Source organism: Streptomyces sp. NPDC056224 (genome assembly GCF_042267665.1).
Lineage (GTDB): Bacteria > Actinomycetota > Actinomycetes > Streptomycetales > Streptomycetaceae > Streptomyces.
The window spans coordinates 536,721-554,968 of sequence record NZ_JBHJTK010000001.1 but is presented as its reverse complement, the minus strand read 5'-3'; the positions used below and the strand labels follow the sequence as shown (position 1 = coordinate 554,968).

Below are 18,248 nucleotides of genomic sequence, written 5' to 3'. Positions count from 1 at the left end.
TTCGGCGTTCCCGGATCAGGTGGTCGGGTGCAGGCGGGACGGCGGGAGCGGGGAACCGTGCGGCCGCGCGGGGCGGGTCGCCAGGGCGCTGCCCTCCAGCCAGGTCGGCCAGTCCAGGTTCCAGTCGCCGAAGCCGTTGTCGAAGGGGGCCATCTTCGCGCCGCCGCTGTTGACCACCTCGACGATGTCCCCTTCGCGCACGGTGTCGAAGAACCACGCCGCGTCCTCGGTGCTCATGCCCGTACAGCCGTGGCTGACGTTCTCCTCGCCCTGCGCCTCGACCGACCAGGGCGCGGCGTGGATGTACTCGCCGCTCCACGTCACGCGCGTCGCGTAGAGCACGGGCAGGTCGTAGAACTCCTTGGTGCCGCGCTGGATGCCGACGGTGTCCCCGCGCATCCGCACCCTGGGCTCCTTGCGCAGCACCACCTTGATGCCGGCGCGCGTCCTGAACCCGGCCTTTCCGGTGGTGACCGGGATCGTCCTGATGACCCGTCCGTTGCGGCGCACGGTCATCTCGTGGGTGGCGGAGTCGGTGAGGGCCTCGATCCGGTCCCCGACGGTGAACTCCAGCGGCTCGGAGGGGCCGCCGTAGCCGAGGTCGCCGACCTCGACCCCGTCGAGACCGCTGCGCACGCGGACCGTGGTGTGGGCGGGCCAGTACGTACGCGGCCGGTAGTGCAGGGTCGATTCGTCGACCCAGTGCCAGGCGCCCTCGACGTGCGGCTCCGAGGTCACCTGCAGTGCCTGCTCCACCCGGGCGCGGGCCGTCGCGTCGTCGGCGGGCACCGGCCGGCTGAGGCCGGCCGTGACGATCTCCCCCGCGCCGTACGTGCCGGGACCGGGCCCGAACTCGGCCGTCAGGCGGCCCCCGTCGGCGGGCGGCGCGGTGCTGAAGGCCATGGTCACCCCGACCGGTGTGCCGGCCGCGTCCTGGGCGCCGACCTGCACGGTGTACGTCTCCCCCGCCCGCAGCGGTTCGGTGTTCAGCCAGTACCCGCTGTCCGCTCCGAGTTCGCCTGCGAGGTGGCGCCCGTGCCCGTCGGTCACGGTCACGTCGGTGAGCCGTCCCCGGTCCGCGAGGGCGATCTCCAGCGGCGCGTCGGCATCAGTGGGCAGCGCGTCCGCGCGGGCGGCGCGCGAGGCGTCGCCGAGGGCCGGCATCCGCAGGACGGATCCCGTCCCGCGGGAGGTGGCCCGTACCCGCTGCTCCCGCCAGCCGCCGCACAGGCCCGGGCGGAACGTGTGCACGGCGCACCGTCCCGCGCCCGCCCGGGCGCCCTCGTCCACCGCCCGTCCGACCAGCAGGGTGACCGCCGCTTCCTTCGGCAGGCTCCCCGCCGTGGATCCCGCGGTGTCCGCGTCGTGGGCCCGGCCCGGACCCGCCGCGACCACCAGCACGGCTCCCGTCACGGCGGCCACCACGCCCCACGCCTTCGTCGGTTGCTTTCCTCGCGTCGGTGACATGGCCACACAGCCCTCCCAGGTCTCACACGGCCGGATGTCCGTATCAAAACGATCGGGAGCCAAAATGATGATCATGAACTCGGCTCTGCGGCCGAACGGGCACCCCAAGAGAACTCGTACGGAGCACACTTCGGGCGCCGGGCCCCCTCGGCCCGGCCGCCGGGAGGCTTGCGTAGCATCCGGTCATGCCCTCTCCCCACGACCAGGCCGGCCTCCCGTTCCGGCTCCAGCTGCTGCGCCCCGACCACGCCGTGGCCCTGCTCGCCTTCGAGCGGGAGAACCGGTCCTACTTCGCCGCGTCGGTGCCCGACCGCGGCGACCGCTACTTCGCCGACTTCGGCGCGCGCCACCGTGCGCTGCTGGCCGAGCAGGCCACGGGCGGCTGCCTGTTCCACGTCCTCGTGAGCGCCGCCGACGACGAGGTACTGGGCCGGGTCAACCTGGTCGACGTGGCGGACGGTTCGGCCGAGCTCGGCTACCGGATCGCCGAGCGGGCCGCGGGGCGGGGGCTGGCCACATCGGCCGTCCGCGAGGTCTGCGGCCTGGCCGGTGCCGAGTACGGACTGACCACGCTGACGGCGGTCACCACGCTCGACAACGCCGGCTCGCGCGCCGTACTGGCCCGTACGGGGTTCGTCCCCGCCGGGGAGACGGAGGTGGACGGCCGTCCCGGCCTCCGTTTTGTACGGAACCTGTAGGAGCGGGACCATGGGGGCATGGAGGCGTCCCTGAGCGATGTCAGCACACCGCCGCGGGTGGCGGACCCCGGTGAGGGCCTCAGCCACGAGGAGCTGGCGCTCGCGGCCCGCAACCACGGCCTTCCGCTGGAGGCCCTGCGCTACGAGGTCACCCCGCCGGGCCTGCACTACGTGCTGGTCCACTACGACATCCCCACCGCGGACGCCGGCGACCGGGACCTGGTCGTCGGCGGCCGGGTCCGTACGCCGCTGACCCTGACCCCGGAGTCCCTCCGCGCGCTCCCCGCCGTCACCCGGCGGGTCACGATGGAGTGCGCGGGCAACGGCCGGGCCCGGCTGTCTCCGCGCCCGGTCAGCCAGCCCTGGCTGGTCGAGGCGGTGGGCACCGCCGACTGGACGGGCGTCCCGCTGCGGGCCGTCCTCGCCGAGGCCGGTGTGGAGCGGGACGCCGTGGAAGCCGTCTTCACGGGCGCCGACCACGGCGTGGAGCGCGGGGTCGAGCAGGACTACCAGCGCAGCCTGCCGCTGCGGGTCGCGACCGGGAACGATCCGGAGGTGCTGATCGCGTACGCCATGAACGGCCGGCCGCTGCCGCCGCAGCACGGGTACCCCCTGCGCCTGGTCGTCCCCGGCTGGTACGGGATGGCGCACGTGAAGTGGCTGCGGGAGATCACCCTGGTCGACGCCCCGTTCACCGGGTTCCAGCAGGCGGTGGCCTACCGCTACCGGCAGGATCCCGACGAGCCCGGCGAACCGGTGACCCGGATCGCGCCGCGCGCCCTGATGGTCCCGCCGGGGTTCCCGGACTTCATGTCGCGCGTCCGCGTCGTGCCCGCCGGACCCGTACGGCTGGAGGGGCGCGCCTGGTCGGGCTACGGGCCGGTGGCCCGGGTGGAGGTGAGCTGCGACGGCGGCGGTTCCTGGAGCGGGGCCGGTCTGACGCCGCAGGGTGAGCACCGCTGGGCGTGGCAGGCCTGGCAGCACTCCTGGACCGCCACGCCCGGCAGCCACACCCTGATCGCCCGCGCCACGGACGCCGAAGGCCGCACCCAGCCCCTGGAACAGCCCTGGAACCGGGGCGGCTTCGGCAACAACCTGGTCCAGCAGGTGCCCGTGCTGTGCCGGTGACCGCCGCGGTCAGCGGGGCGGGTCGGCGCGGAGCAGCAGCGTGACGAAGCCCCAGGTCTCCCGGTAGACGCTCAGCCATTCCCGCCGGTGGAGCGCGGAGGCGGCCAGGGCGTCGGGGGCGTCGGGGTCCTCGGGGTGGTCCAGCGCCCAGGCGGCCAGGGAGCCGCTCCAGGACCACTCGTAGGAGTCGAGCTCCTCGCGGCTGCTGACGTGGCCGAACACGGGCGTCCAGCCGGCCGCGGCGACGTTGTCCAGCGTGCCGGCGAGATCGGCGAAGTCGCCCAGCATCTCCACCGCTTCGGGGGAGGGCTCCTGCTGCCAGAAGCCGTCGCCGATCAGAAGGTGCCCGCCGGGGGCGAGGTGCTTCCCGGCGGCCTCCAGGGTGGGCAGCAGGCCGCCGAAGGCGTGGGCGGCGCCGACGCTCAGGACGAGGTCGTAGGGGTCCGCGGAGGTGTGGTCCGAGGCCGGTTGGTGGTGGAGCGTCAGGCGGTCCGCGACGGCGAGCCGGTCCGCGGCGGACCGGGCCCGGTCGAGGGCCGGCTCCGAGATGTCGACTCCGTGGGCGCGGACGCCCTCGTGCATGCGTAGGCAGCGCAGCAGCCACTCACCGCCGCCGCAGCCGAGGTCGAGGACCCGTTCGTCACCGCGCGGCAGGCCGCGCTCCAGAAGACCGTGCACCGTGTGGTCCGACAGCGGAGCGGCGACGGGATGGTGGGTATGGGCCAGGAGGGAGATCAGTTCGCGGTTCACCGCGGCAGGCTGCCAGACGGGGCCCGCGGCCGCATCCGATTTTGCGCCGCCTCACGGGAGACCGCACCGCCGGGCGGACTCCTCCGCCCGGGCCGGCCGGGTCCGGGGCCTTGGGCGCGGGCTCGAAGAGGGTGGCCGACGCGAGGACGGTCGCGCCCGGCGGAGCCGTGCGAGTCGGTCTCCTTCGGCATGCCGCCGTACGGCCGGCGGCGGCCGGCGCTCACCGCCGAGGACCGCCGACGGAGCGCCGCGGGCCGGTTCGCGGTGCCCCGGTCACAGGGCCCGGCGCATGCAGACGCGCGGCCACCGGTCCAGGCCGTGCCGCGCTTCCTGCTCGCGGATCTCCCTCAGGCCGGGCGTGAGCCCGCCCTCGTCCAGCTGCCGGAATCCGCAGCGCTCGTAGTACGGGGCGTTCCAGGGGACGTCGGTGAAGGTGGTGAGGGTGAGCTCGGGCAGGCCGTCGCGCGCGGCCCGGTCCGCCAGGTGGTCCAGCAGGGAGCGGCCGACACCGCGGCGCGCGCTGTCCGGGTGCACCGACACCTGCTCGACGTGGAGGCCTCCGTCGACGCGGCCGGCGATCAGGTACGCGACGGGGGCGTCGGCCTCGTCGACGGCGACCCAGGCGAGCCCGGCCCGCTGGTAGCGGGCGAGCTCATCCAGCGGAAGCGGCTCGTCGTCGGCGATCTCCGGCATGCCGACCTCTCGGAAGCACAGCCCGGCCGCCCTCTCGATGTCCTGGAGGAGGGGCATTTCGTCGGGGCGTGCCGCTCGTATGCGCATGGACAGCATTGTCGCGGCCCGGCCGGGCCGCGACACCCGATTTCGGGCCGCCCCGTACCGGGGGTGGTCGGCGGCGGCCGCGCAGTGCCGTAGGGTGGTGTCTACCGACGCGGGGTGGAGCAGCTCGGTAGCTCGCTGGGCTCATAACCCAGAGGTCGCAGGTTCAAATCCTGTCCCCGCTACTGATGGCGAAGGCCCCGGATCCTCACGGATCCGGGGCCTTCGCCGTTTGCGTCGCTCGTCGTTCGTTCGTCATGCGTCGTTCGTGAGCCGGTCCGGTACGGCGCTCGGGCAGTCCATGGCGCAGCCGCGCCGGCACCTCGCGGCCACTCGTTACGATCTCCTCGGCAGGGCCGTAGCGCAGAGGTCGTCGCACCTGGCCTGCACAGCCGGAGGACGTCGGTTCGAATCCGACCGGCCCTGCCGCCCCGCCGCCCTCCCGTTCCTCCCCCGATCGGCGATGACTTGTGAGCAGACGACCGCTGGTGGGCGGGCTGCCCGTCGGGGAGCTCGCCCTGTGGCACCGGGTCCGGCGGTTCGCGGTACCGCGATGGATGATCGAGGGCGCGACCGAGGCCCGGTCCGCCGGCGACTGGCGGTCGGCTTGCGCGGTCTGCGCCGTGGACGTCGCCCTCGACCTGACGCGGATCGCGGAGCGCCACGGCGCCGCCGCCCGGGACTCGGTCGCGGACGACCTCGCCCACCTGGCCCCGGACCTGCTGCGCTGGCACCTGCCCCGGCTCGCGGACACCACCGTGCTGGCGCCGCGCCGGGTGGTCCTCCTCGCCCGGCACGGCTCCCGGGCCGACGCGCGCGGGGCGTACCTGGCCGCCCTCACCCCCGCGCGGTACGACGGTCCGCAGCGGCTCGTCCTGGACTTCCTCACCGCCGAGGCCGTCGGGGCGTCGAGCGGGGGCCTGGTCGAGGACTGGACCCTGACGCGCCACCTCTGGGACGCCCGGCACGCACCGGAGCTGCGCGAGCGGTGCGGCGGCGGCGCGGGACGCCTCCCCTTCTTCGACGCGGACGGCACTGCGCTCGGGCCGCGGGAGCTGCCCGAGACCGAACCCGGCGCCGCGGACCCTGCCGCGAGGGAGGAGTGGGTCGCCGTACTCCAGGCCCGCGGGGACATCGCCGGCGCCTTCGCCGCCGCGGGCATCGACGCGGACCTGACGGCCCTGCCGCGCGCTTCGGACGTCATCGCCGGGCTTCCCCTGGACCTGCCCCGGATGGTCCGCGAGGTAAGACGCCTGGTCGCGGCCGGTGTCGCCGACCGGTTCCGGATACCCGGCGCGTACGGCGGGAACATCCTGCTGGAACCGGCCGGCCCCGGCGCCCGCGTTCCCCTCCGCACCCGAGCCGGTGAGCCGTACCGGTACAGCTCCGCGCCCACGGTCCCGCGGACCGCGTGGCGGCGCCTGCCCGACCTCCAGCTGGTCCGCACGGGGCGCGTCGCGCCGGAAGAGCTGCATCCGCTGGTGACGGCCGCCCTCTTCCCGGCCGCGGGCACCTCGTACGGGCCGCCCGGACCGCCCGCCGTCCTGGAACCGGTGCGGGTCCGCTGCGGTGGCGAATGGCACCTGGTCTCCTTCCGCGACGGCAGGCTCCGGGTCCCCCACACGGCACTGGAGCAGCAGCGCGAGCAGGCCGTACGGGCCTTCGGCGGCGCGGTCGCGGGATGCTTCGCCGTGCAGCAGGCGTGGGCCTCGGGGCGGGGCCGACTGCCGCGCGCCCTGCGGCCGCTGAGGCGGGAACTGTTCGAGCGCGCGCGGCACGGTGACGCCCCGGGGGTGGCGGCCCTGCTGGCCGCCGGGGTGGACCCCGCGGTCCGCGACAACGCGACGGGACAGAGCCTTCAGGACGTGCTGCGCCCTCCCGGCCCCGGGGCGGGCTGACGCCTCCGGGAGGAAGATGGGAGAGGGGAGCTGCGGCACACGGGAGTGATCATGTTCCAGGACACCAAGGCATTCAGCGGGTTCTCGGTGGACGACGTCCATAAGGCCAAGGAGTTCTACGGCGGGACGCTCGGCCTGCGGGTTTCGGAGGAGAACGGCATGCTCTTCCTGCACCTCGGAGGCGGCGGGACCGTTCTGCTGTACCCCAAGGAAAACCACCGGGCGGCGGACTTCACCGTGCTCAACTTCCCGGTGGCCGACGTCGAGAAGACCGTCGACGAGCTCACGGCGCTCGGTGTGGGCTTCGAGCGCTATCCGGGCTTCGACCACGACGCCAAGGGCATCGTCAGGGAGCAAGGGGAGGGCATGCCGTCGATCGCCTGGTTCAAGGACCCCGCGGGCAACGTGCTGTCCGTGCTCCACGAGTCGGCCTGACCGCGCATCGCCTCAACCACGGGTTGGTACACCGCCGTTCCCCGATCACGGCATAGAGTCCACGTGTGGACAGACACATATCCTTCGAGCGGCTGCACAACTTCCGTGATCTGGGCGGCTATACGACCGCCGACGGCGGACATGCGGTGAGGTGGGGCCGGCTGTTCCGGGCCGACTCCCTCGGCAAGCTGCGGGGTGCGGACTGGGAGCGATTCCTGGAACTCGGCGTAGGCGCGGTCATCGACCTGCGGTACTCCTGGGAGATCGACGCGAAGGGCCGGGTGCCCGCGCATCCGTCACTCGCCTACCACCACCTCAGCATCGAGCACCGGCCCTACGACCAGCCGTCGCTCGGCCCGGACGTCGAGACCGGGCCGTACCTCGCCGAGCGGTACATGGAAGTCGCCCACGACGGCGTCGTGGAACTGCGCGCAGCCCTCGACGTGATCGCCGGCCAGGACGGCCCCGTGGCCTTCCACTGCGCCTCCGGCAAGGACCGCACCGGTCTGCTGGCGGCGCTGGTCCTGGCCCTGCTGGGGGTCCCCGAGGACGTCATCGTCGAGGACTTCGCCCTCACCGGGCTCGCGACCGCCCGGCTGCTCGCGGACTGGCGGACCGACCATCCCGGCCAGGAGCCCGTCTGGCCGGGGTACGGGCGGGCGCCCGCCGAGGTGATGAGCTTGTTCCTCGCGGCCCTGAACCGCGAGCACGGGTCCGTGCGGGCCTACGCGGCAGATCTGCTCGGCGTGGACGACACCCTCGTCGCCGCCCTGCGCGAGAACCTGCTCGAACCCGCCCCGCAGCAGGCCTGAACCAGCGGCCCGCCGACGGCCGGGCGGAGCCTGTCGCGGCGGTCGGCGACCGCCCCGACAGGCCGTCGCGGCCCGCGCGCGTCGCGGCGGTGCGGCCTGGGCGTCAGGCCCGGTGGTCACCGCCGAACGGGCCTCCGAGCGGGCCTCCGAGCGGGCCTCCGATTCCGTAGTGTGTGGTCAGCTCCTCGCGGTAGCCCGCGTCGCCGAGGTGCTTCTCACGGTGGAACTCCGGGGCCGCCTTGACCTGTTCCTTGGTGGCGTCCACGTGAACCGTCTCGTTCTCCAGGTCGACCTCGGTCACGGCGCCGGCCGGGATGAGGACTTCCTTCCCGAAGATCCACACGCCGGTGTCCACCACCAGGTAGGCGTCACCGACCTCGTCGTTGTGCTTGTCGACCTTGCCGATGCTGCCGTCCGTGGCCTCGACCTTCCAGCCCGTGAGGTCGGTGCCCGCCAGATGGCGAGCGGTCGGGCGGTAACTCCACACGTGCTCAGTCACGCGAAAACAACTCCTCCGGTCGGGCGGGCGGCGGGACCTTCCCGCCGCACGTCGCGCCTGCCCCGTAACCGGAGCCGTAACCACCCCGCCGCCGCTGCGGACCGCGCATACTCGGACCATGGCTGACACCACCACAGTCGAGGTCGACACCGATGTCCACGACCGGCTCGCCGCCCTCGCCGCGGCCCGTGGGCTGAGCCTGCGGGCGTACCTGGCGGAACTGACCGCCGCCCAGGAGAACGACGTCGCTCTCGCCCGCGCCGCCCGCGCCTTCGAGGAGGCGGTGACGCGGCCCGGGTTCCGCGAGGGTTTCGAGCACGACTTCGGCCCCGGCCCCTCCGGCCCCCCGGCGGTGTGAGGCGCTCCGCGTCAACCGGCAGGCGCCAGGCCACCGGAGCGTAGTCCGGCGTGCACGCAACGTGTGCGCCGGAAGGGGGCCCGGGACGCACGATTGACGGAATCAAAAGCTTAGGGCAGCCTTACCTCGCTCGCGCCACTCGAAGGCGCGGACCCACCCTCACCTGCACCTCCCCCGCCATCGGAGCACCATGTCCACCGCAGATGCCGCCCCGATCCGACGAAGATCCGGACAGCCGTCCGATCTCCTCCAGGTTCCGCAGTGGTGCGCACCCGCTCTGGCTTCGCTCACCGTATGCGCCGGATGGGCCGCCAGCACCTGGGTGGCCGTCCACCTCCGGGCAGACCCCACGCTCCACACCGTGGCCCTCTTCGTCCACCTCGCCTCCCTCGTCATCGGCTTCGGTGCGGTCCTCGCGATCGACTACTACGGGGCCCTCTGGCTCAGCGGCCGCAAATCGCTGCGCGACGTGGTCGAGGCCACCACCCCCCTGCACCTGCCGGTCTGGGCCGGGCTGGCCGGGCTCATCGCCAGCGGGGCCTTCCTCCACCCGGACCTGTCCTCGCCCCTCACCTGCGTCAAACTCGGCCTCGTCCTGCTCCTGGCCCTGAACGGCGTGCAGGCGGGCGTCCTGCACCGGCGGCTGGCCGCCCTCGACGGCCGGCCCGCCACCCGCGCGCTCCTGCTCCGGGGTGCCGCGACCGCGGCCGTCTCGCAGGCCGCCTGGTGGGGCGCCGTCGCCATCGGGTTCCTCAACAGCCGCCGCTGACCGGCGCCGGCGTGACGCCCTCCGCCACGGCGGTGGGGTCGGGCCGGCGCGCCCGCGCAGTCCGGCGGGCAGCTCCGTCAGGGCCCTGGCCGGCGCCGCCCGCCGTACCTCCGGACCGGCGGGGTGCGCCGCCGTGGGGAGGTCCACCCGGCGGGCCCGGTCGGCGAGGTGCACGGCGGGGGTGATGCCCGGCGAACTGCGGTGAGGCAGCCGGGCATCAGGTCGGTGCCGGTCTCCCGCCACGGCCCCCTCCACGGCCCGCGCCAGGGCTTCGGGATCCCCACGCCCGCACCGTTCCAGGCCCTGTCGCCCGTCAAGAGGCTGGGTCCGCGAAAGCTCCCTATGCTCGGAGAACGGGGCTGCTCAGGCCCCTGGAGGGCGGCTGTCATGACCCAGCCGAGCGAAGCGGTCCAGGCCGACCGCACCCTGAAGGCCAAGCACCGCACGATGTGGGCGATGGGCGACTACCCGTCGGTCGCCTCCCACGTCATCCCGGAGCTGGGAGCCCTGTTGGTCCGCGAGTGCGGTGTGCGGCCCGGCGACCGCGTCCTCGACATCGGGGCGGGCTCCGGCAACGCGGCGATTCCGGCCGCCCTGGCCGGGGCCGACGTGGTGGCGTCCGACCTCACCCCCGAGCTGCTGGAGATCGGGCGGCACCTGGCCGCCGTACGGGGTGCCCGGCTGGAGTGGCGGGAGGCGGACGCGGAGGCTCTGCCCTTCGCGGACGGCGAGTTCGACGTCGTGATGTCGTGCGTCGGCGTCATGTTCGCCCCGCACCACCGGACCGCCGCGGACGAGATGCTGCGCGTCTGCCGCTCCGGCGGCACGGTCGGGCTGGTCAACTGGACCCCTCAGGGCTTCGTGGGCCGGATGTTCGCCACCATGAAGCCGTACGCGCCCCCGCCGCCGCCCGGGGCGCAGCCGCCTCCGCTGTGGGGGGACGAGGAGCACGTCCACGAGCTCCTCGGCGACCGCGTCACCGACGTCGACGCCCGCCGCGAGACCGTCCGCGTGGACCGGTTCCCGCAGCCAGCGGACTTCCGTGAGTTCTTCAAGGCCTGCTACGGGCCGACCGTCGCCGTCTACCGCAGCCTCGGCGACGACCCCGAGCGCGCCGCCGCCCTGGACGCCGACCTCGACGCCCTCGCCCGCGAACACCTCCGGGACGGCGCCATGGAGTGGGAGTACCTGCTGCTCACCGCCCACCGCCAGGACTGACCCGGGCACGGGACCGGGCACGGGACCGGGCACGGGGGCCGGACACGAGGACCGGACACGGCCGCCGCGACGCCGGTACGGTCAGTCCGCCGCCGGATGCACCTCCGGGTGGGCGTCCCACCACTCCTTGTGGAACGCGTTGTTGCCGACATTGGCCACGTACGCGCGGGCCGCGGCGCGGTAGAGCAGCTCCGCCTGGCCGGCCGAGACCGCGGAGCGGCTCCAGGCGAGCCGGATCCGGCCGGTCACCGGGGCGCCGACGAGCGGGCGCATCACCGTGCCCTCCGCCGCCGGGGCCGTGGGCTGACTGAGGGAGATCGCGCGGCCGGCGGCGATCAGGTCGTAGTGCATCTTGCGGTCGGTGATCCGGTAGCGCAGTGACGGGGTGAACCCCGCCTTCGCGCAGGCGGCGACCAGGGCCTCGGGGCCGCCGTCGTCGTCCACCACCAGCGTCATCCACGATTCGCCGGCGAGGTCGGCCAGCTCGATGCGGTCCGCGCCCGCAAGGCGGTGCCGGGCCGACAGCCTGATGCAGAACGGCTCCTTCGGGATGAGCGTCCTCGCCAGGGCCCCCTCGGGGAGCACCACCTCGTGGTCGTTGACCTCCCCATACACGATGGCGTCGTAGCGGCCGGCGCCGAGCATCCGGGCCAGCACGGTCACCGAGTCCTCCAGGTCGACCGTGATCTCCTGCCCGGAGCGGAACAGGTCGGTCTCCGCCAGCAGACCGTCGATCAGCACGAGCAGGATGCAGCCCAGCCGCAGCGGGGTCCCGGTGTCGATGGCCCGCGCCTCCGCTCCCAGCGCGTCCATCTCGCTGAGCACCCGGCGCGCCTTGGCCAGCACGAACTGGCCCAGCGCCGTGGGCTCCACCCCACTGCGGCCACGCACGAACAGCTCGCCGCCCGTGACCCGCTCGATGCGGCGCAGCTGGGCCGAGAGCGCGGGCTGGGACACCCCGAGGCGCCGCGCCGCTCCCCCCAGACTGCCCGCTTCGGCGATCCGGCAGACAGCTTGCAGATGCCTCAACTCCAGCTGCATCCGGGCAGCGTACGCAGCGCGCCGCCGAGGCACCATAACGCGGGCCTTATGTCCGCCGAGATGTCCCAATCCCGTCATGTACACGCTCATACTCGGCCGCGAACGTGCACGCACACCCCCCACCCACCCCCCCCCACGATCGGAGTGGACGTTGCAGCCCACCAGATGGACGGCGGCCGTGGCAGCGATGGCGCTGACCGCGAGCCTCGCCGGAACCCTGGCCGGGACGGCATCGGCAGCGCCGCACGCGCAGCCCGCACCGTCCCCGCAGGACACACCGGCCGCACGCGCGGTCGCCGCCGCGGACCAGGCCGTCGGCAGCGGTCTCGATTCCCTGGTCAACTCCTCGCAGGAGCGGTACGAACGACGCCTGGTCACCCCCTGGGTGAAGGATCTCTACTCCGTCGCGTACGAGCGCAGCTACCGCGGCCTTCCGGTCGTCGGGGGCGACGCGGTCGTGCTCGCGGACGGCGCGGGCAAGGTACGCGCCCTCCAGTCGGCCTCCTCCGTGCGCATCGACGTCGCGACCCGGCCTTCGGTCACCGCGAAGGACGCCGAGGCCACCTCGCGGACGAAACTGGCCTCGGTCGACAAGGTCGAGAGCAGCCGGCTCGTCGTCCGGCTGAAGGACGACAAGCCGCTCCTGGCCTGGGAGACCGTCCTGACCGGGCGGACGCGGACGGCGCCCAGCTCACTGCACGTGTTCGTGGACGCCCGCAGCGGTGCCTTCGTCGACAGCTACGACGACGTGGTCGCCGGCTCCGGCAACAGCAAGTGGAACGGCCCGAACCCGCTCACCGTCGACACCACCAACTCCGGTTCCACGTACACGCTGCGCGACCCGAACCGGACCGGCCTGAGCTGTGCGGACTACAGCACCGGCACGGTCTTCACGAAGTCGACCGACTCCTGGGGTACCGGCAACCCGACCAGCAAGGAAACCGGCTGCGTGGACCTCATGTTCGCCGCGCAGAAGCAGTGGGACATGCTCGGCCAGTGGCTGGGCCGCAACGGCGTCAGCGGCAACGGGCGCAGCTTCCCGGGCAAGGTCGGCCTGAGCGACCTCAACGCCTACTGGGACGGCAGCTCGGTCACCATCGGGCACAACAGCGCCAACGAGTGGATCGCCGGCGTGGACGTGGTGGCCCACGAGTACGGGCACGCCATCGACTCCAACACCCCCGGCGGCACCAGCGGCCAGGAGGCCGGGCTCGGCGAGGCGACCGGCGACATCTTCGGGGCGCTGACCGAGGCGTACATCAACGAGCCCTCCCCGTACGACACTCCGGACTACACGGTCGGCGAGGTCATCAACCTCCAGGGCCGGGGCCCGATCCGCAACATGTACAACCCGCCGGCCGTCAACAACGACCCGGCCTGCTACAGCTCCGCGATACCCGGCACCGAGGTGCACAAGGCCGCGGGCCCGCTGAACCACTGGTTCTACCTGCTGGCCGAGGGCACCAACCCGGGCGGCGGCAAACCCAGCAGCCCCACCTGCAACCAGTCCACGCTGACCGGTGTGGGCGTGCAGAACGCGGGCAAGATCTTCTACGGCGGGATGCTGCTCAAGACCAGCAGCATGTCGTACAAGAAGTACCGTACGGCGACGCTGAGTTCCGCCAAGTCGCTCGACACCACCTGCGACCTCTTCAACAAGACCAAGGCCGCGTGGGACGCCATCACGGTGCCGGCCCAGTCCGCCGACCCGACCTGTACGCCGAGCGGCCAGAACAACGACTTCTCGATGGCGCTGAACCCGTCGTCGGGCACCGTCCAGCAGGGCGGTACCGTCACCACCACGGTCGGCACCACCGTCACGACCGGCACCGCGCAGTCGGTGACACTGACCGCCACCGGCCTGCCGGCCGGGGTGAGCGCCTCCTTCAACCCGGCCACCGTACAGTCCGGCCAGTCCTCGGTGCTGACCCTGACCGCCACCGCCAACGCGGCGCCCGGCGCGTCCACCGTCGTCGTCAAGGGACAGGGGAGCGCGCTCTCCCACACCGTCGACTACGCGCTCAACGTCGGCGGGACCCAGCCTCCCAACGACCCGCCGGACATCAGCGTCGCCAACGTCCAGGCACACCTGACCCAGTTCAACACCATCGCGACCCAGAACGGCGGCAACCGCCGTGCGGGCAGTGCCGGTTACACCCAGTCGCTGGCGTACGTGAAGGGCAAGCTGCAGGCCGCCGGTTACACGGTGACCGAGCAGAACTGCACCTCCTGCACCTATCCGTCGAACAACCTGATCGCCGACTGGCCGGGCGGCCCCGCCGACCAGACGGTCATGTTCGGCGCCCACCTCGACGGCGTCTCGGCCGGTCCGGGCATCAACGACAACGGCTCGGGCTCCGCGACCCTGCTGGAGAACGCGCTCGTCCTCGCCCAGAAGAACCCTACGATGACGAAGCACGTCCGCTTCGCCTGGTGGACCGATGAGGAGCAGGGCCTCAACGGCTCCGAGTTCTACGTCGGCCAGCTGAGCAGCGCCCAGCGCGCGGCCGTCAAGGGCTACTACAACTTCGACATGGTCGGCTCCCCCAACGGCGGCTACTTCATCAACAACGTCAACTCCACCACCGCCGCCCCGCTCAAGGCGTACTGGACCTCGCTGAACCTGGCGCCCGAAGAGAACACCGAGGGCCAGGGCCGCAGCGACGACTACTCCTTCCAGCAGGCCGGCATCCCCACCTCCGGCTACGCGGCCGGCGCCAGCGCCCGCAAGACCTCGGCGCAGGCGGCCAAGTGGGGCGGCACCGCGAACGCCGCCTACGACTCCTGCTACCACAGCGCCTGCGACACCGCGAACAACATCAACGCCACGGTGCTGGACCGCAGCGCCGACGGCGTCGCGTACGCCGTCTGGAAGCAGGCCGTGGGCGGGGAGACGCCCGCGCAGGACTTCTCCCTCGGCACCAGCCCGTCCGCGGGCACCGCGGCTCCCGGCGGCTCCACCTCCGCCACGGTGAACACCCAGACCGTGAGCGGCGCCGCGCAGACGGTGGCCCTGTCCGTGTCCGGCGCGCCGGCCGGGGTGAGCGCCACCCTCAGCCCGACGTCCGTGCAGTCCGGCAGCTCCTCGACGCTGTCCGTCCAGGTCGGCGCGAGCACCGTGCCCGGCACCTACACCCTGACGGTCACCGGCTCCGGCACCGTCAGCCACAGCACGACGTACACGCTGACGGTCAGCGGTGGCGGCGGCACCTGCACCCCGCGCCAGCTCGTGGTCAACGGCGGCTTCGAGAACGGCGCCAGCCCGTGGACGGCGACCGCGGGCGTGATCACCAACCAGTCCGGCCAGGTCCCGCACGGCGGCGGCTACATGGCGTGGCTGAACGGGTACGGGTCCACCCACACGGACAGTGCCTCGCAGTCGCTGACGATCCCGTCGGGCTGCTCCTCGTACCAGCTCTCGTTCTTCCTCCACATCGACACGGACGAGGACGAAAGCGTCGTCTACGACCGGTTCACCGTCTCGGTGGGCGGCCAGACCCTGGCGACCCTGTCCAACCTGGACGCGAACTCCGGCTACGTGCAGAAGTCGTACGACCTCTCGCCGTTCGCCGGCCAGACCGTCACCCTGAAGTTCAACGGCGTGGAGGACCAGTCCTTGCAGACCTCCTTCGTCGTGGACGACGTCACCGTCCAGGTGAGCTGACGCCCGCCTGACCACCTGGAGTCCGGCCCGGTCCCCGCGCTGCGGGGTCCGGGCCGGACGCACGCCGTACGGCGGCCGGTGACCCCTCGGTCCCGGCCGCCGCCTCCACGGCCGCGGACCGCCCTGGTGTCACCGATCGAAGCCCAGCATCGCGGCAGCCGCGGAGTACCCCTCCGCCGCCGTGGCCAGGGGGAGCTCCGTCCAGACGGTCTTGCCGTCCCGGGTGTAGCGGGTGCCCCACCGTTCGGTGAGCTGGGCCACCAGCAGGAGACCGCGCCCGCCCTCATCGGTGGTGCGCGCCCGCCGTAGGTGCGGAGCGGTGCTGCTGCTGTCGGAGACCTCGCAGATCAGGCTGCGGTCGCGGATGAGCCGCAGGGTCATCGGGGTGCCGCCGCCGTACCGGTAGGCGTTGGTGACCAGTTCGCTGACGACCAGTTCGGCGGTGAAGACGAGCCCTTCCAGGCCCCACTTGGTCAGTGTGGCCTCCGTCAGCTCCCGTGCCCGGGCGACGGCGGTCGGCTCGGCGGGCAGTTCCCAGGAGGCGACCTGCTCCGGCGCCAGCACGCGGGTGCGGGCGAGGAGCAGTGCGACGTCGTCGCGCGGGTGCTCGGGCAGCAGGGCGTCCTGCACCGCCGTACAGGTCTCCTCCAGCGAGCGGCCGGGCCGGGACAGGGCTTCTCGCAGCTGCGCGAGACCCTCGTCGAGGTCGTGGCCACGGGCTTCGACGAGGCCGTCCGTGTACAGCGCCAGCAGGCTTCCCTCGGCGAGTTCCCATTCGGCGGCCTCGAACGGGAGTCCGCCCAGGCCCAGGGGTGGTCCCTCGGGAAGGTCGGGCAGGCTCACCGTGCCGTCGGAGGTCACCACGGCGGGGGGCAGGTGGCCCGCGCGGGCCATGGTGCAGCGCCGGGAGATGGGGTCGTAGACCGCGTAGAGGCAGGTCGCGCCGACGATCTGCTGGCCCTGCGAGCGTCCGTCGGCAGGCTCCTGCTCATCTGCCAGGCGGTTGACCAGGTCGTCGAGGTGGGAGAGGACCTCGTCCGGTGCGTAGTCGAGGCTGGCCAGCGTGTGCACGGCTGTGCGCAGGCGGCCCATGGTGGCCGCGGCGTGCAGGCCGTGGCCGACGACATCGCCGACGACGAGGGCGACGCGGGCCCCGGAGAGGGGGATGAGATCGAACCAGTCGCCGCCGACGCCGGTGGCGGGATCGGCCGGCAGATAGCGGTGCGCGACCTCGACCGCGCTGTGTTCGGGCAGTTCCCGCGGCAGCAGGCTGCGCTGCAATGTCAGCGCCCCCTGGTACTGCTGGGTGTAGCGGCGGGCGTTGTCGATGCACAGGGCGGCGCGCGCGGCGAATTCCTCCGCGAGCGTGAGGTCGTCCTCCTCGAACGGTTCGGGCCGCTCGGCCCGCCACAGGCTGAGCAGGCCGAGGAGCAGACCGCGGGCCGTCAGCGGTACGACGATCAGTGAGTGAGCGCCCAGGCCGAGGGCGCGCCGTATGCGCTCCGGATCCCGGAAGTACCAGCCGGGGCTGCTCTGGAGCACTGGTTCGAGGATGGGCTGCTGTTCGGCGAGGCACCGGGCCTGCGGGGTGCGGGGGTCGAAGTGGAAGACCTCTCCGGCGGAGTACATCACCTGCAGTGCCTCTCCCATGACCGAGTGGACGGCCATCCTGCGGACCGGTCCGCCTCCGCCCGCCTCCTCGCCCGCCTCCTCGCCCGCCTCCTCGGCCGCCTCCTCGCCGCGGGCCACCGACTCCAGCAGATCCACCGAGACGGCGTCGGCGAGGTCGGGGACGGCGACGTCGGCCAGCTCGCGGGTGGTCTGGCCGAGATCCAGTGTGGTCCCGATGCGGACGCTCGCCCGGTTGAGCAGGGCGAGCCGCCGCCGGGCCCGGTAGCGGTCGGTGACGTCCTCCACCAATTGGGTGACTCCGAGGATCGCGCCGGAGGGATCCTCCATCCGGAACGCCGACACCGACACCACCCGCTCGCGGCCGGGTTCACTCCACAGGCGACAGGGCTGCTCGGTGAAGATCAGGGGCGCGCCCGTCGCCAGCACCCGTCGCAGCCGGGTCTCGATGGTCTGCAGGTCCGGACCGATGAGGAAGTCGCCGATGCATCGGCCCCGGACCTCCGACGCGGGAAGTTGCGCGAACCGGGCCAGCGCCCGGTTGACCCGCAGGATGCTCAGGTCGGGGGCGTGGACGGACAGCCCGATCGGGGAGCGCCGGAACAGGCCGTCCAGGACCGACCGGTCCGTCTCCCACTGGCGCACCTCCTGTGCCGGGGCGGCGACGAGGAACCACTCGCGGTCGGAGCCGGCGCGGATGACCGGGCGGGCGCGGAAACCCAGCTCCACCCGTTGCCCGCTGCGGTGCAGGACGGGCATGACGCCGGACCAGCCCTGCTCACGCTCGCACGCGGCCGCCGCGTCCAGGACTGCCTGACGGTCACCGGCATCGAACAGGAATTCGATCGCCGTCCGGCCGATCACCTCCTCGGGCGGGTAGCCGAGGTGCTCCTGTGCGCGCTCGCTCCAGCCGACGACCCTGCCCTGGCCGTCCACTACCGCCGAGGCCGAGTTGTGCAGCGCGAACGGGTCCTCGGGCCCCTCGCCCAGCCCCGGAGCTGGTGCGTCCATCGCTACCACCCTTCGACCTGCCGAACGCCACGCTCAGTGGGTATTCCCGCAGCGACTACCCGGGGTGACCAGAGACCGCGGGTCGAGCGGTCGC

15 protein-coding genes and 2 tRNA genes are annotated in these 18,248 nt (G+C 73.1%); 11 read left to right on the top strand and 6 right to left on the bottom strand.

Translation table 11 applies throughout. From position 1 onward, the window contains the following. Nucleotides 1-15: 15 nt before the first annotated feature. Nucleotides 16-1,467 (bottom strand): Ig-like domain-containing protein, encoded by a 1,452-nt coding sequence (locus tag ACFCZ1_RS02545; RefSeq protein ID WP_376676464.1) that lies wholly within the window; start codon nucleotides 1,465-1,467, stop codon nucleotides 16-18. A gap of 185 nt (nucleotides 1,468-1,652) precedes the next feature. Here ACFCZ1_RS02545 and ACFCZ1_RS02540 point away from each other — a divergent pair, with 185 nt between their 5' ends. Together ACFCZ1_RS02540 and ACFCZ1_RS02535 are read left to right on the top strand one after the other, a co-directional pair. Further along, nucleotides 1,653-2,165, top strand: a complete 513-nt coding sequence (locus ACFCZ1_RS02540; protein ID WP_376676463.1) for a GNAT family N-acetyltransferase — start codon at nucleotides 1,653-1,655, stop codon at nucleotides 2,163-2,165. A gap of 18 nt (nucleotides 2,166-2,183) precedes the next feature. Then, on the top strand, nucleotides 2,184-3,293 hold the full coding sequence (locus tag ACFCZ1_RS02535) for a sulfite oxidase (RefSeq protein WP_376676462.1): 1,110 nt from the start codon (nucleotides 2,184-2,186) through the stop codon (nucleotides 3,291-3,293). 9 nt (nucleotides 3,294-3,302) lie between these two features. On the opposite strand, the gene ACFCZ1_RS02530 is transcribed toward ACFCZ1_RS02535, so the two are convergent. Beyond that, nucleotides 3,303-4,043, bottom strand: coding sequence for an SAM-dependent methyltransferase (locus ACFCZ1_RS02530; RefSeq protein ID WP_376676461.1), 741 nt, complete (start codon nucleotides 4,041-4,043; stop codon nucleotides 3,303-3,305). A gap of 273 nt (nucleotides 4,044-4,316) precedes the next feature. Then, nucleotides 4,317-4,823, bottom strand: coding sequence for a GNAT family N-acetyltransferase (locus ACFCZ1_RS02525; RefSeq protein ID WP_376676460.1), 507 nt, complete (start codon nucleotides 4,821-4,823; stop codon nucleotides 4,317-4,319). 108 nt (nucleotides 4,824-4,931) lie between these two features. Between ACFCZ1_RS02525 and ACFCZ1_RS02520 the strand changes: the two genes are divergently transcribed. From ACFCZ1_RS02520 to ACFCZ1_RS02500, 5 genes are all read left to right on the top strand, one after another. Beyond that, nucleotides 4,932-5,005 (top strand) — tRNA-Met (locus ACFCZ1_RS02520). 167 nt (nucleotides 5,006-5,172) lie between these two features. Continuing rightward, nucleotides 5,173-5,246: transfer RNA gene (locus ACFCZ1_RS02515), tRNA-Cys, on the top strand. Nucleotides 5,247-5,290: 44 nt separating this feature from the next. Further along, the gene (locus ACFCZ1_RS02510) at nucleotides 5,291-6,718 is read left to right on the top strand and encodes an ankyrin repeat domain-containing protein (RefSeq protein WP_376676459.1); all 1,428 of its coding nucleotides are present in this window, start codon (nucleotides 5,291-5,293) and stop codon (nucleotides 6,716-6,718) included. A gap of 51 nt (nucleotides 6,719-6,769) precedes the next feature. Then, the gene (locus tag ACFCZ1_RS02505) at nucleotides 6,770-7,153 is read left to right on the top strand and encodes a VOC family protein (protein WP_376676458.1); all 384 of its coding nucleotides are present in this window, start codon (nucleotides 6,770-6,772) and stop codon (nucleotides 7,151-7,153) included. 65 nt (nucleotides 7,154-7,218) lie between these two features. Continuing rightward, entirely contained in the window at nucleotides 7,219-7,965 is a 747-nt protein-coding gene (locus ACFCZ1_RS02500; RefSeq protein WP_376676457.1) for a tyrosine-protein phosphatase, read from the top strand. Between the two features lie 103 nt (nucleotides 7,966-8,068). Here ACFCZ1_RS02500 and ACFCZ1_RS02495 read toward each other — a convergent pair whose 3' ends face one another. Next, nucleotides 8,069-8,464, bottom strand: a complete 396-nt coding sequence (locus ACFCZ1_RS02495) for a PRC-barrel domain-containing protein (protein ID WP_376676456.1) — start codon at nucleotides 8,462-8,464, stop codon at nucleotides 8,069-8,071. Between the two features lie 118 nt (nucleotides 8,465-8,582). Between ACFCZ1_RS02495 and ACFCZ1_RS02490 the strand changes: the two genes are divergently transcribed. From ACFCZ1_RS02490 to ACFCZ1_RS02480, 3 genes are all read left to right on the top strand, one after another. Then, the gene (locus tag ACFCZ1_RS02490; protein ID WP_376676455.1) at nucleotides 8,583-8,822 is read left to right on the top strand and encodes an antitoxin MazE7; all 240 of its coding nucleotides are present in this window, start codon (nucleotides 8,583-8,585) and stop codon (nucleotides 8,820-8,822) included. A 190-nt stretch (nucleotides 8,823-9,012) separates the two neighbouring features. Further along, nucleotides 9,013-9,591, top strand: a complete 579-nt coding sequence (locus ACFCZ1_RS02485; RefSeq protein ID WP_376676454.1) for a hypothetical protein — start codon at nucleotides 9,013-9,015, stop codon at nucleotides 9,589-9,591. Between the two features lie 387 nt (nucleotides 9,592-9,978). Next, nucleotides 9,979-10,809, top strand: a complete 831-nt coding sequence (locus tag ACFCZ1_RS02480; RefSeq protein ID WP_376676453.1) for a class I SAM-dependent methyltransferase — start codon at nucleotides 9,979-9,981, stop codon at nucleotides 10,807-10,809. Between the two features lie 81 nt (nucleotides 10,810-10,890). Here the strand turns inward: ACFCZ1_RS02480 and ACFCZ1_RS02475 are convergent, their stop codons facing one another. After that, entirely contained in the window at nucleotides 10,891-11,850 is a 960-nt protein-coding gene (locus tag ACFCZ1_RS02475) for a LysR family transcriptional regulator (protein WP_376676452.1), read from the bottom strand. Nucleotides 11,851-12,037: 187 nt separating this feature from the next. Here ACFCZ1_RS02475 and ACFCZ1_RS02470 point away from each other — a divergent pair, with 187 nt between their 5' ends. Beyond that, nucleotides 12,038-15,514: a M28 family peptidase gene (locus ACFCZ1_RS02470; protein WP_376676773.1), complete on the top strand. Its 3,477-nt coding sequence runs from the start codon at nucleotides 12,038-12,040 to the stop codon at nucleotides 15,512-15,514. Between the two features lie 129 nt (nucleotides 15,515-15,643). Here the strand turns inward: ACFCZ1_RS02470 and ACFCZ1_RS02465 are convergent, their stop codons facing one another. After that, entirely contained in the window at nucleotides 15,644-18,154 is a 2,511-nt protein-coding gene (locus tag ACFCZ1_RS02465) for a SpoIIE family protein phosphatase (protein WP_376676451.1), read from the bottom strand. Nucleotides 18,155-18,248: the final 94 nt, after the last annotated feature.

Coding starts and splice junctions, on each gene's coding strand:
- ACFCZ1_RS02545 (WP_376676464.1), bottom strand. CDS start 1,467: ATGTCACCGACGCGAGGAAAGCAACCGACGAAGGCGTGGGGCGTGGTG.
- ACFCZ1_RS02540 (WP_376676463.1), top strand. CDS start 1,653: ATGCCCTCTCCCCACGACCAGGCCGGCCTCCCGTTCCGGCTCCAGCTG.
- ACFCZ1_RS02535 (WP_376676462.1), top strand. CDS start 2,184: ATGGAGGCGTCCCTGAGCGATGTCAGCACACCGCCGCGGGTGGCGGAC.
- ACFCZ1_RS02525 (WP_376676460.1), bottom strand. CDS start 4,823: ATGCGCATACGAGCGGCACGCCCCGACGAAATGCCCCTCCTCCAGGAC.
- ACFCZ1_RS02505 (WP_376676458.1), top strand. CDS start 6,770: ATGTTCCAGGACACCAAGGCATTCAGCGGGTTCTCGGTGGACGACGTC.
- ACFCZ1_RS02490 (WP_376676455.1), top strand. CDS start 8,583: ATGGCTGACACCACCACAGTCGAGGTCGACACCGATGTCCACGACCGG.
- ACFCZ1_RS02485 (WP_376676454.1), top strand. CDS start 9,013: ATGTCCACCGCAGATGCCGCCCCGATCCGACGAAGATCCGGACAGCCG.
- ACFCZ1_RS02480 (WP_376676453.1), top strand. CDS start 9,979: ATGACCCAGCCGAGCGAAGCGGTCCAGGCCGACCGCACCCTGAAGGCC.
- ACFCZ1_RS02475 (WP_376676452.1), bottom strand. CDS start 11,850: ATGCAGCTGGAGTTGAGGCATCTGCAAGCTGTCTGCCGGATCGCCGAA.
- ACFCZ1_RS02470 (WP_376676773.1), top strand. CDS start 12,038: ATGGCGCTGACCGCGAGCCTCGCCGGAACCCTGGCCGGGACGGCATCG.
- ACFCZ1_RS02465 (WP_376676451.1), bottom strand. CDS start 18,154: ATGGACGCACCAGCTCCGGGGCTGGGCGAGGGGCCCGAGGACCCGTTC.